This window comes from Phycisphaeraceae bacterium, from assembly GCA_020639155.1.
Classification (GTDB): Bacteria; Planctomycetota; Phycisphaerae; order Phycisphaerales; family UBA1924; genus JACKHF01.
In genome coordinates this window covers 2,203,379-2,215,796 of the sequence record JACKHF010000001.1, presented here as the reverse complement: position 1 = coordinate 2,215,796, position 12,418 = coordinate 2,203,379, and the positions used below count along the sequence as shown (strand labels likewise).

Genomic DNA, 12,418 nt, shown 5'->3' with positions numbered 1-12,418 from the left:
CCATATGGACAAGTACGACCTGTACCAGTTGTGCGTGCAATTACCCGAGACAGACATCGCTGTCCTGTGCGCTATCCACGCGTGGTTTGCGAATCGGCAGAGCGTCGCGTCACATCCGCTTGTCTTTTCTGACGAGTTCGCAGGCCCAGGAGCACTCGCACGCCAGTGGGTCAAAGCTGTCACAGACAGTCACGCGTTTGCGATTGATGCTGATCCCGAACCCTTGGAACGAGCCTACGACATCGAACGTGTCACTCCTGTCTGCGCAAATGTCATGGATGTGCACGAAAAAGCCGACATCATTGCAGGATTAAACTTTGCAATCTGTGAATGGCACGCGCGGTCAGACCTGCTGGCGTATCTCAAACACGCCAGATCCCGCTTGCTCCCCCACGGGTTCTTCGCGTGCGACTTGTACGTTGGTTCGGATTCACTCATGACCGGCGAGATCGTGCAGCAGTTTGCAGGCCCGGATGGTGAGGACATCGAATACTGCTGGGAACAGCAGCACGTTGATCTGCTGACCAACCGCGTCCAAAACGCACTCCACTTTGTTGTCACCAAATCAGACGGTGCTGTGACCGAGTTTCCCAGCGCATTCGAATACGATTGGAGATTGTGGTCTATTGTCGAGTTGCGTGATGCCATGCACGAAGCGGGGTTTGCTCAAGTCGAAGTGTTCGTGCGAGATGAAATCGCACTCGATGACAACGGCGATGTGCATGTCGTGCCAGCGAGCTTTGCTGAGGACCTTGATGAGAGCGATCAAGTGCTCGTCTGTGCGACAGCCTGACTAGGAAGACGCAAGTTGGGCGCTGCGGAGTTCGAGCACGATCGGCGGCACGGGTACGCCGAGCGAATCTGCTACCGCACGCAGCAACTCAGCTTCAGCAACCGTCACGACTCGATCGTCAACAACAACCGCTGCACACGCAAGCAGGAACACACGCTTGTGCGCGATAGAGAGATTGTCGAGCATGTCAAGTCCTTGGTCGAGATCTCTGAGCGTTCTGCCAGATTCATATCGCAATGTGCCAATCCCAGCCTGTGAGAGCACACCAACACCGCGCGCAAACGCGTGCCCTGCTGATTCTGCATCCGGAGCGCCAGCACTTGCCAGCACCGACATCACATCCGTGCATGCAGGCTGTTCCCGAGTGAGCAGTGTCCTTCGTGGCATCACCAACGGCTCGCCACCTCGCAGGTGGATCGACACGATCCGATGGAGTGCCCATTCGAAAAGATCCACCCTCTGATCTGCGCGGATCATCTCAAGCACAGCGCCAACCAACAGCGTGCGCTGCTTCTCGCTCAGCGCAGCAAGTGTCGGCAGAAGCAGGTCCAGCGTCGGCAATCGCAGCACAGGATCCAGCGTATCAAGGATCGGGACGAATGAGCGAACTTCGTGTGTGAGTCCACGGATCTTCAAGCCCTGTATCGTCTGCTCCTGAACCTGTTGCACATCGTTATCGTTCGAGTAGACGATCGCCATCAACAGTGCTGTCGCGCCGAAGGGCTCGCCGGCCGCCTCTCGGATGCGTTTAGGCATCGCAGCAACCGCGCGCTCGGCAAAGTCAACACGGTGCTCGTGCACCTTGCCGATAGACTCAATCACCGCAGTGGACGGCTTCACACTTGCCACAACAGAACCGCTGCTTGTCTCAGCGCCAGCAAACCCTGCTGCTCCGCGCCCGCCCTGCAAAGACGCTACTGCACGGGATTTCAGTTCCCGCAACTCCATAGATCGCTGCTCGCTTGTGAGCTTGGCCCACCGGGGATCAATCCTTGCGATGCGTTCATTGATCGGAGGATGTGTTGCAAACACAGAGGACAGTGAGGCGTACGACCCAAAGAACATGTGCGAGCACTCACTCGCGTGCGGATTCTCAATACGCGAACCAACACCCGCAATCTTTTTGAGCGCGCTTCCAATGCCATCGGGGTTGCGTGTGAACTGGACCGCGGAAGCATCAGCAAGAAACTCACGCTGTCTGCTGATTGCCGCCTGGATCAATCTTCCAAAGAACGAGCCCACAGCGCCGAGCACCATCAGACCGATACCGAGCCCTATGATCGCGAGTTGCCCGCCCCCGCTGTCCCTGTCTCGACTCGATCGAACGCGCACACCCGAACCCGTGTACCACATCGAACGCAGCAGCACCCGGCCAGCAATACTGATGACGATCAGACCGAAGATCCATCCAATCAGCCTGATATTGATGCGCATGTCGCCATTGAGAATGTGCGAGAACTCGTGCGCAATGATGCCCTGGAGTTCATCGCGCGACATTGTCTGCACGGTGCCGCGTGTCACACCAATGACCGCGGACTCTGGGCGATTGCCCGCAGCGAACGCGTTGATCCCGTTCTCGCGATCCATGACATAGACCGGTGGTGTAGGCACACCGGATGCAATCGCCATTTCCTCAACAACATTGAGCAGTCGCTTCTCTTCCGGCGAAGCAGTCTCGCGCGTGACAAGCCTGCCGCCAAGACTCTCGGCGACCATCCTCCCGCCACCGAACTTCAGCTGTGCCGACTTGCCCATGCTCGCCAGACTGATCACGACCATGGTCAGCAGTGATGTACCCGCAGCTACCGGCCACTGGAGTGACAGCAGTTCATTGGAGCCCTCTGTCCGGGAAGCCCCAACCCCAAACACCATCACGATGAGCAGGCCAACGAGACACGCTACCGAGACCACGCCAACAACAAACAGGAAGACCAGTCGGCCTGTGTGCTTGCGTGCTCTGTCCTGATGCTCAAAGAAATCCATTGTGCTGCATCATTGGTTGGAAAAACAGGAGACGTGTTGCAGAAATCGTAGCATCCTCTCAATCGGGCTTGGGCACAAGTGCAACATTCCCATCGGGATCGACGCGAAATAGAATGACCGCTGAAAGATCGAATGTTCCCTCGGGTGTGTGCACGGTGCCATGCTCACGATCGATCCTGACGAGTTGTGGACTCTGCCAGTCTGTCCATGAGCACCAGATATCACGCCGATGGAACGCCCTGCGAACAACCCACGCGCTGGACCACCAGCTAATAAACACATCGCGCCTGCCAAAATCGAACTGCCCATCTCCTGTCAGCGGTCTCGGCCACGCAACAAAGGTGGGAACAAACACCGCGCCCTTCGGAGGATTCGGCACGAGTGCCACCAGATTATCAAGTTCCTTCAGATCACGCAGCCAGCGGTCGCGGTATGCCTGCTGCACACCGATCATCAGAACAACGCAGACCAGCGAGCCGATGAGCATGCCAGCCACCGCGCAATGCCGCAAGACTCGGTGAGCGGTGTTCCATGGCATGCACGCGATGCACGAACCGAGCCCAGCAACGAAGATTGCAACACCAACCATCGGCGGACCGTGCAGGCGCGATCCCATCCAGTAGTAAATACGAGCAATTGGTAGCCATCCGAACAGAAAGATCACAACGCCAAACAGCATGGCAAGCACAGCACTGCGAAGATGGACTGCGTCGGGCCTGCTTGCACACCAGTTCCACCATCCACGCACGACAACACACATGCACGCAATCAATGGAACCGCAACAAACCAGCGATGCCCAATCGTTCTCATCCCTGTTGAGAATGCACCGTCAAAGAAGTGCTCCATGGACATGCCCGACAACACCTGATGCCCCAGTTCGCGGAGCCTTCGACCCGCATCAGCAAGAGGTACCACAGAACCATTTCCCGTATCCACAGAAAAACACGCAACAGAATGCATCCACAGATATACAACGAGCATCGGAAGAATCGCACAACTGATCAAAGCCCCCAGACTGACTCGGCGCTTTATAGAACCTGATCCAAAGAACACAACCGCAACTGGCGCAGCACACAACACCATAACCGACTGCTCGTTCATTGCCGCAACAGCAAATGCTGCTGCAGCAAGTCCAGCCACAAGCGTGACGGGCCCTCGCACGCCACAAATGCGATCTGATTGCGATCGATGTGTATCACGCTGACTATACAACACAGCAACACGCAGCCATTCAACCGCAAATGCAATCCCGAGTGCTGTCGGCATCGATGTCGGCCAGAGCATCAACTGCTCATGCACCGGATGAATAAGATACAACAGCGCCCCAGCCATGCATGAGCAATGATCGAGCCGAAGTGTTCTGCACAGCCGAAAGATTGAGAGCACGCATACACCATGCACAACCGCGGTCACAACATGAGCAATCCACGGCAGATTGACGCAGAGCGTCCATAACGCTGGCACAAAAATGCGAAACAACGGACGAAAGAAGTGGAGTTCCCCTGTAAACCACAACGATTTGACATGATCGGTCTCAGCATCACGAAGAACATAGAACCAGTCATCCTGCTGAAGCCCAATATTCCCCAGCAGGAAAAGCGTCGCTGCAAACCACAGCGCAACCGGCAATGACACCACCCAGAGGCGAGACCACAATCCCTTGCGAGGCTGAGCAATAGAAGGCTCGTCCACCGTATCCTCGAATAATCAGGTTGTTTCCACTATAGAAGAGTGAAGAGAGTTAGAAGCTGACCTTCGGAGCGTCCTGCGCAGCTTCGATCTTGCTCTGCTCGAACTCCAGATACTCGGCGTGCTCACCGTGCCCGGTCAGAGCAGCGACGATCAGTTGCGGGAACTGCTTCTTGTATTCGTTGTAGATGGTGGCTCCATCGTTGAATGCCTGACGCGCATAGGCGATCTTGTTCTCTGTTGAGGTGAGTTCTTCTGTCAGTTGCTGCATGTTTGCGGATGCTTTCAGGTCCGGGTACGCCTCGGCAACAGCAAACAGACGACCGAGAACGCCACCCAACTGGTTTTCAGCACTCATCAACTGCTGCATCGCCTGCGGATTTCCGGGATTAGCCTTTGCTGCCTGCAACCCTGACATCGCTGCATTGCGCGCACTGATCACAGCTTCCAGCGTCTCCTTCTCGTGTTTCATGTAGCCTTTGACAGTCTCAACGAGGTTGGGGATGAGTTCGTAGCGACGAACCAACTGCACATCGATTTGCGCAAATGCGTTCTTGAACCGCTCGCGAAGCGATACAAGTTTGTTGAATACGCCAACAGAATACAGCAGGATGACAACCAATATGGCAAGGCCAATACCGGCACCGACTAAGAGTGTGCTGAGACCAAGTGTCAGTCCAACCATTGCAACCTCCCATCAAACACCAAAGCAACACTCAACTCGTTGCTCTTCGCTGCAACGATCATAGTCGAGCAGGCGAACGTAAAGTTCGCCCAATGCTGGCTGCTTTGTTGGGAGTTCGTTCAGCTTGATTGCATCAGCCCCGTCCGGAACAAGCCAAACAAAGCCAAATCCGGGCGCTTCGGACGCCAGTCAACGTCAAGATATGTTACGCGCTGCGAGAACGGAGCGACAGAATCAACTCCACCTGCCCCACTTCTCGGTCAAGCCTGCGGGCAATGTCGATAGAGCGCAGCCCACGGTCCGCCATGTCGTAGATCTCCTGATGGTCATCTGGCACATTACGTGATGTCGTTCTGGTACCTATTCGAGGCCCCGCTTCAAATGGAGCAGGCGCTGGATGATCACCGAACTGGGATGGAGTCGCTGCAGGGCCTTGCGCACGCGTCAACCTCTCGATTCGATCGTCAGCATCTGCTATCAATCGCTCGAGAATCAATGCTTTGTTATCCATTGTCGCAGTCAACTGTTGCGCCTGTTCAAGGAGCTGCGCCATCACCGAATCGGCATGATGTCTGGTGCTGTACTCGTTTTCAGCCTTCTCCTTGATCGCCTGCAACTTTTCGTGCGATGAGATCCGCGGTGCGTTGCGCATCCTGATCGCCCGCTTACGAAGAATCCGCAGCGAGGTCCAGAGCAGCGCCACAATGCCCAGCGCCATCAGCGTCGGCGCAAGAACATCTTTCAGCATGTTTGCAGGCTGAGCATCCGGTAGCGACTGCTCCGCTGTGACTGTGTTGTGTTCATCCGCAAGTCCCGGCACGTCAAAGCCCACAGACTCGTTGGTTGTCGTCGCAGGCCTGTGAAGCACGATGGGAGGGGCTGATTGCACTGCGTCAGGCTGGGCTGGAAGTGCTGGCCCAGCCTGCGTCCCTGATTGTGTGTCTTCACTCGGCTGATCACCCAGATACGCCTGATTGGCAGCGAGCCCGGTTGCTTCGGGTTGCTGACTACTCTCCTGGATCAGATGCGTCGTCATGTTCTATCTGCTCGTGACACTGCTCTCTACCATCGTTCGTGACCGAACCCCGGCCAACATTCCCCTTCGATCCGATCCGCCATGACCAGCGCGTGCGTGATGTCATTTCCCGCTGGCGGCATCTCTGCTCGCAGGTTCGTGCATCCTCTGTATCGCCAAACCGGGCTGGCAACGTCCTATCTGCGCAGAACCGACCGCACGACCGCGCAGACTTTGCGCCTTTGCCCGCACAAACCGGCACAGGAGAGCCAGTTCGTACCCTTATCGCCTGCTCGGGAGGTGCCGACTCGACCGCTCTGACGCTGATCTTGGCCTTAGCCTGCCGGAACTCACCAGACACACTCGTGCTCGGCCACATCGTCCACGACATGCGTGAGCCTTCGCTTGCCCAGCAGGATGCCGACCACGTTCATGCTATGGGCACCGCACTGGGCATTCCGGTTGTCACACGTTCGATCAGTTGCAAAGACGCAGGATCGAACGCAGAGTCGCTCGCACGCGCTCGGCGATACGACGCGTTGCACGACATCGCGTACGACCACGCCTGCCCTGCTATTGCGACAGCCCATCACGCAGACGATCAGCTCGAAACTGTCCTCATGCGCCTGTTCCGTGGCTCAGGTTTGAAGGGGCTCTCTGGCATCGCACCGATCCGTAGACTCTCACCGGACTACTCGATCATCAGACCGATGCTGGGTATCTCGCGTGCAGATGCTGTTAACATCTGCAGGTTGTGCAACACCGACTGGCAGCACGACACGACAAACGACGATCTCTCGCGATCGCGCGCGTATATCAGGCACACACTCGCTCCGCTTATCCATGACAGGTTCGAGCGCGCTGCCGAGCACGTCAGCACAGCTGCCGATCTAGTGTCGAACACACACAAACTTGTGCAATCACATGCTGACCAGTTGTATGAAGCAGCTGTGATCGAACGATCAAACCTGCACATCACGCTCGATCGGCGCAGGCTTCACGAATCGCACGCGATCACGCTTGGTGAACTGACTCGCGCAGTGATCCTGGATCTCTCAGAAAACATTGGGATGGACCGTGTCACCCAGCCTGTTATTGCTTCGCTTATCGATGCGATCCTTTCATCGGACGGCTCCACAAAGACGATCCAAACGGGCTTTGTCGAGTGGACAATCACACGGGAGCACGTGACTGCTGCGAAGTCTGGCGAGTAGACCGCATCGTGCTGGCTGAGCCGGATACGATCCGAACCCATCCCATCACATGCCCCGGAGCAACACATGGCTGCCCGAAAGAAAACGACTTCACGCAGGACAACCTCAACTCGCAAACCCAGCACGTCAAATCTCGACCACATACCGCTTTCCGAGTTCGCCGCCCGCCGCCAGCACGTGCTCAAAGCACTCGGTAACTGCGTTGGGCTCGTCATTGCGGGCGATCACAACGCGCATCTGTCCGGGCACTACACGCCGCACCCACACTTCGAGTATCTGACCGGCATCACCGACGAGCCCGGCGCAATGCTGCTGCTCGACCCCGCGAACCCGGACAAGAACAGACGCGAAACACTGCTGCTTAAGCCACTCAACCCCGAGCTTGAGCAATGGGATGGGTTGCGCGACATGATTGGCACATCGCTGCGCGAGTCGACCGGGTTCAAAACGATCTTCCGCACGAACTCGCTCGCGCGCTGGCTGAACGGCGCGGTCTCCCGCACAAAGAAGATGGCGCTCCTACATCCGATTGCGCCGTACACCGCACCAGTATCGCCGGACCTTGCGATCTTTCGTGCTGTTGCTGATCGCATGCCCGGTGCATCGATCGAGGATAAATCAAATCTGCTGGCCGAACTCCGCGCGGTGAAATCGCCAGCCGAAGTCGAGATGATCCGTCTTGCCGGTCGCGCAACGGGTGTCGGATTTGCAGCGGTTGCTCGCGCGATCAAGCCCGGCGTGCGCGAACGCGTTGCGCAGAGCGCACTCGAAGCAGGGTTCGTCGAGGGCGGGTCAAGCCATCTCGCGTTCGACTCGATTGTCGGGTCCGGCAAGAACGCAACGGTTTTGCATTACAAAACGAACCACAATCCGCTGAAGGACGATTCGCTCGTCGTCGTGGATGCCGGCGCGAAATGGTGCGGGTACAGCGCCGATGTCACGCGCACGTTCCCGGTCAATGGCAGATTCACCAAACGTCAGGCAGAGATCTACTCCATTGTGCTCAAAGCCCAGCTCGCTGCAATCAATGCGTGTAAGCCGGGTGTGTGGATGCACGAGGTCGATGCAGCTGCGCGCAAGGTGATCTCAGCCGCGGGGTACGCCGATGCCTTTATGCACGGCGTCGGGCACCATCTTGGTCTTGAGACACACGACATCACACCCGAAGGCAAGTTGCAGAAGGGCAACGTCGTCACGATCGAGCCCGGCATCTATCTGCCCGACGAGGAACTCGGCGTGCGCATTGAGGATGATGTAGAGATCACTGCGACGGGGCATCGCGTGCTGACCAGCCAAATTCCAAAGATGATCAAGGAGATCGAGAAGATGATGGCAGGCTGATTCAGTTGTCGCCACGCAACAGCGAGCGCACACGCAGTTCGAGATCGTGCATCTGGTCATCAGACTGGTAGACATAGATGCCGAGAATCTGGCGATCGGGGCCGATCAGGAACAGATGTGTGGGATGCACAATGTTGTCCATGGTTGTGCCGTCGACACGTTCGATCGGATTGTCCGGTTCTGTTGCAAGCTGAAATCCGATCGTGTCTGTCAGCATTGATGTGACGGTCTCGCCATCACCCGTGAGGAACTTCCAGCGGTCGTCGCTCACCCCCCACTTGTCCGCGTACTCGCGCGCTGCTTGCACAGTATCGTGCACAGGATCGACGCTGAACGAAACAAACTGTGCATCGGTGTCCTTCAGTCGCTCGGTCATCTCGTACACACGTCCCGAGATCGCGGGGCACACCAACGGGCAACTCGTAAAGAAAAACGTGCTGATTGTCACGTGGCCATCGAAAACTGATGCAGTCACCTCGTCCCCGTTCTGATCATCGAGTGAGAAGTCAGGAATTACCTTACCCTTCCAGCCCTGGTCGGGTCTGATCGCATCGACGTACTTTGGAAGTTCATTGTCATCAACCTGCACGCCACCGACATATGGCACATTGCTCTGCTTCGGCGTGTCCTTCCGTGTCAGAACAAACAACCCGCCCGCGATCGCGATTGAAGCAAAGAACAGGATCGCACCAATCAGCACACGTTGCATCACACACCTCTTGCTTTGCTCGCACAACCCAATCACGTAGCACTGCCACGTCTGCGTCCGACAGAAAGAACGACCCAGCCGAACACAGCACCAGCAATCCCAAACACTATCGTAGCGATCCAGACAACACCCGCTGACACCGGCATATTCCATCCGACCAGCGAATGGCGCAACGCAACCGTCGGCCACGTCATGGGATTCGCGTACATCGCAACCTTCAGCCACGTCGATGATGTCGTGAGCGGGAACACCGCGCTGCTCAGAAACCACATCGGCATGAGGATCGCGTTCATCACGCCATGAAAACCGGACGATGAGTTCACCCGCCACGCGAGCGCGAGGCACAATCCGGTGAGCCCGGCAGAAAGCAGCACCATCACACCAATACTGACCAGAATATCTGAAGTACCGGGATGCGCTCCCATCACCCACGCAGCGGGAATCACGAGCAGTGCCTGCGCAAGTGCGATCGAACTGCACCCAACAATCTTCCCAGCAACGATCGCCCACGTCGGTACGGGTGCGCACAGCAGCACGCGAAGCACGCCCTCGTTGCGGTCTTCGATAAGCGAGATCGCTGCGAAGATCGAGCTGAACATCAGTGTCATCGCGATCACGCCCGGGAGCAGATAGAGCGCGTAGTTCCCGTCCTGCGATTCGCCTGTCCGCATAGCACCTGACAACCCACCAGCAAGAAACACCCACAGCATCACCGGTGTTGCGACAGACGCAACTACACGCGACGGCTGGCGCAGCAGACGCTTCCATTCGCGCAGCGCGATCTGCATCATCGCCTGCATACCGGCGTTTGTTGTCACGACGCATCTCCCGTGAGTGCATCGCCTGTCACGATCTCGTACACATCCGCCAGAGTCATCTGCCCAAGTGCGACATCGATCCCCATCGATGCGAGCGTATTGACGTGCGAGGTTTCGCTGCCTTCTGATTTCACCGGCACGATCATTCGACGCGGCGAAGACAGTCTCGCATGCTGCGAGAGTCCGTGCTCCGTGAGATACGCATCGACGCGAGCATCGAATCCATCCGCTTGTGATGTCAGTCGCAGCACACGATTACCGTATGTTTCGTGTAACTTGGCGAGTGTCGAATCGCTCGCGATCGTGCCGTTGTGCATGAAGATCAGTCGGTCGGCCCATGCTGCCTCGTCGAGCAGGTGTGTGCTCAGCAGCACAGCAGGTCGATCCGCATCTGTTCCAGCCGCATCAACTGCGTCAAAGAACATTCTTCGCGATGTGGGATCAAGCCCGCTCGTGGGCTCATCAAGCAGCAGTAACGACGGGTTTCCCAGCATAGCGCGGGCAAGATCAACCCTGCGCGCATACCCGCCGGAGAGTGTGCCCACGCGCTGGTCGAGCCTGTCAGCAAACACCATGCGGCTCGCGAGTTGCTCGATCTGCACCCGCGATTCGTCCCTACCAAGACCGGCACTTGCTGCGAACAGCATCAGATTCTCGCGCACAGTCAGCAGATCATCGAGACTCACCGACTGGAACGCAACGCCCCGCCGTATCGCAGCCTGCGGATCATGTGGATCGAAACCAAACACAGCTGCGCTGCCATTGGTCTGCTGCGAAAGCCCTGCTAACACACGCATCAACGATGACTTGCCCGATCCGTTCGGCCCGAGCATACACACCCGCTCGCCCGGCTGGATTGACAGTGACACGTCGCGAACTGCAACAACAGGCTCGCTGCGTGTGCGCCCATCATGCTTTGCTCGCTGACGACGGGCAATCCTCTGCGGCGCATACTCAACACGCACATGCTCGCAATGGATCGCATGCGTGGTGTCAGATGCTGTCGCAGTCATATGACTCATTCAGGACAGAAGAAACCGAGCTGCTGCTTCGATCGTCAGCACCAGCAGCAACACCGGCAGGTACATGACCGAGACAAGAAACGCCCGGCGAGCATCCTTCACATCAAGCGTCTTTGCGAAGGTCAGGCATGCACGAACGAACATTGCTCCAGCAACAACAGCCAGTGGCAGATACGCAAATGACGCAAGATCAGGCCGAAGGATCGTCGGCACAACACTCGCGCCGATAAGCGCCAGCGACCAGAACACCATCGAACGTGCAGCGAGTTTGCCGGTCGGATCGACCACAGCAAGAATCCTGTGCCCGCCACGCGCGTAGTCCTCGGCGTACATCACACCGATCGCATGGAAGTGCGGCATCTGCCAGACAAACAGGACCGCAAACAGACTTAACCCGAGCGGATTAAGAAGCGTTGCCCACATGGGTATTGGCGTCGTGCCAAGTTCAGTATGGACTGCAATCAACCCCGCACTGAACCCGATCATCGGCGGGAGCGCGCCAGGGAATGCACCAATGAGCGTCGACCAGGGTGTCACTGGCTTGAGCAATGTATAGACAGACAGATACGTGAGAATGGTAACAGCTGCAATGACTGCAGGGACAACGCCACATGTTGCAGCGAGCACACCACATCCAGCATTGCACAGCAGAAGCCCAAGCATCAGGACTTGGCTCGCACTGGCTCTGCCCGATGGAATCGGTCGTGTCCTTGTACGCTCCATGAGTGCGTCGCGATCGCGCTCAAGCCACTGGTTCAGGGCATTCGCTCCGGAAGCCGCCAAGGCTGTGCCGAGCAGGCACCCCACCAGCGGCAGCACCATTGATCCGACAACTGACCATCGGCCTGAAGGATCCGAAGACCCGAGCAACACACTCAACACGGCAATGAGGAACCCCACGCCTGCGGTGATTGTCACCATGCGGGTGATACCGGGCTTTGTGGATTCCACCAGAGCACCAAACAACACCGATGGCGTAAGCTGCGCGCTCGTGTGCTGATGGGTCTGACTTGCAGACGCTACAGCCGACGAAAAATGCATCGTGGATTGCTGGCTCACGTGGGCTGATTGTATCTCTGTCACTACGAATTCCGAGCCCGCAAGCAAGCCGATCTCTGTCTCAAGACGCACCCGCCAAAGATACTGAA

General features: G+C 57.1%; 11 protein-coding genes. 3 read left to right on the top strand and 8 right to left on the bottom strand.

Translation table 11 applies throughout. The features are described from left to right. Positions 1-4 precede the first annotated feature (4 nt). A complete protein-coding gene (locus H6815_09310) occupies positions 5-793 on the top strand; it encodes a hypothetical protein (GenBank protein MCB9860635.1) in 789 nt (262 codons plus the stop codon). Here H6815_09310 and H6815_09305 read toward each other — a convergent pair whose 3' ends face one another. The 4 genes from H6815_09305 to H6815_09290 form a co-directional block, all read right to left on the bottom strand. Beyond that, entirely contained in the window at positions 794-2,776 is a 1,983-nt protein-coding gene (locus tag H6815_09305) for a M48 family metallopeptidase (GenBank protein ID MCB9860634.1), read from the bottom strand. Positions 2,777-2,834: 58 nt separating this feature from the next. Continuing rightward, positions 2,835-4,469: a hypothetical protein gene (locus H6815_09300; GenBank protein MCB9860633.1), complete on the bottom strand. Its 1,635-nt coding sequence runs from the start codon at positions 4,467-4,469 to the stop codon at positions 2,835-2,837. 49 nt (positions 4,470-4,518) lie between these two features. Beyond that, on the bottom strand, positions 4,519-5,151 hold the full coding sequence (locus H6815_09295) for a LemA family protein (protein MCB9860632.1): 633 nt from the start codon (positions 5,149-5,151) through the stop codon (positions 4,519-4,521). A gap of 205 nt (positions 5,152-5,356) precedes the next feature. Then, positions 5,357-6,187: a hypothetical protein gene (locus tag H6815_09290; protein MCB9860631.1), complete on the bottom strand. Its 831-nt coding sequence runs from the start codon at positions 6,185-6,187 to the stop codon at positions 5,357-5,359. A 38-nt stretch (positions 6,188-6,225) separates the two neighbouring features. Here H6815_09290 and tilS point away from each other — a divergent pair, with 38 nt between their 5' ends. Together tilS and H6815_09280 are read left to right on the top strand one after the other, a co-directional pair. Next, positions 6,226-7,380, top strand: a complete 1,155-nt coding sequence (gene tilS, locus H6815_09285) for a tRNA lysidine(34) synthetase TilS (GenBank protein MCB9860630.1) — start codon at positions 6,226-6,228, stop codon at positions 7,378-7,380. A 66-nt stretch (positions 7,381-7,446) separates the two neighbouring features. Continuing rightward, positions 7,447-8,721, top strand: a complete 1,275-nt coding sequence (locus H6815_09280) for an aminopeptidase P family protein (GenBank protein MCB9860629.1) — start codon at positions 7,447-7,449, stop codon at positions 8,719-8,721. 1 nt (position 8,722) lies between these two features. Here H6815_09280 and H6815_09275 read toward each other — a convergent pair whose 3' ends face one another. Genes H6815_09275 through H6815_09260 form a run of 4 tightly spaced genes read right to left on the bottom strand, consistent with a single transcriptional unit; the run spans position 8,723 to position 12,329 of the window. After that, on the bottom strand, positions 8,723-9,430 hold the full coding sequence (locus H6815_09275) for an SCO family protein (GenBank protein MCB9860628.1): 708 nt from the start codon (positions 9,428-9,430) through the stop codon (positions 8,723-8,725). Positions 9,431-9,462: 32 nt separating this feature from the next. After that, positions 9,463-10,248 (bottom strand): ABC transporter permease, encoded by a 786-nt coding sequence (locus H6815_09270; protein MCB9860627.1) that lies wholly within the window; start codon positions 10,246-10,248, stop codon positions 9,463-9,465. After that, positions 10,245-11,261, bottom strand: coding sequence for an ABC transporter ATP-binding protein (locus H6815_09265; protein MCB9860626.1), 1,017 nt, complete (start codon positions 11,259-11,261; stop codon positions 10,245-10,247). Before H6815_09265 ends, H6815_09270 begins: the two co-directional genes overlap by 4 nt. A gap of 9 nt (positions 11,262-11,270) precedes the next feature. Continuing rightward, positions 11,271-12,329, bottom strand: coding sequence for a protoheme IX farnesyltransferase (locus tag H6815_09260; GenBank protein ID MCB9860625.1), 1,059 nt, complete (start codon positions 12,327-12,329; stop codon positions 11,271-11,273). Between the last annotated feature and the right edge of the window lie 89 nt (positions 12,330-12,418).

Excerpts from the sequence above, each read along its gene's own strand:
- H6815_09310 (MCB9860635.1), top strand. The coding sequence starts at position 5 with ATGGACAAGTACGACCTGTACCAGTTGTGCGTGCAATTACCCGAGACA.
- H6815_09305 (MCB9860634.1), bottom strand. The coding sequence starts at position 2,776 with ATGGATTTCTTTGAGCATCAGGACAGAGCACGCAAGCACACAGGCCGA.
- H6815_09295 (MCB9860632.1), bottom strand. The coding sequence starts at position 5,151 with ATGGTTGGACTGACACTTGGTCTCAGCACACTCTTAGTCGGTGCCGGT.
- H6815_09290 (MCB9860631.1), bottom strand. The coding sequence starts at position 6,187 with ATGACGACGCATCTGATCCAGGAGAGTAGTCAGCAACCCGAAGCAACC.
- H6815_09280 (MCB9860629.1), top strand. The coding sequence starts at position 7,447 with ATGGCTGCCCGAAAGAAAACGACTTCACGCAGGACAACCTCAACTCGC.
- H6815_09275 (MCB9860628.1), bottom strand. The coding sequence starts at position 9,430 with ATGCAACGTGTGCTGATTGGTGCGATCCTGTTCTTTGCTTCAATCGCG.
- H6815_09265 (MCB9860626.1), bottom strand. The coding sequence starts at position 11,261 with ATGACTGCGACAGCATCTGACACCACGCATGCGATCCATTGCGAGCAT.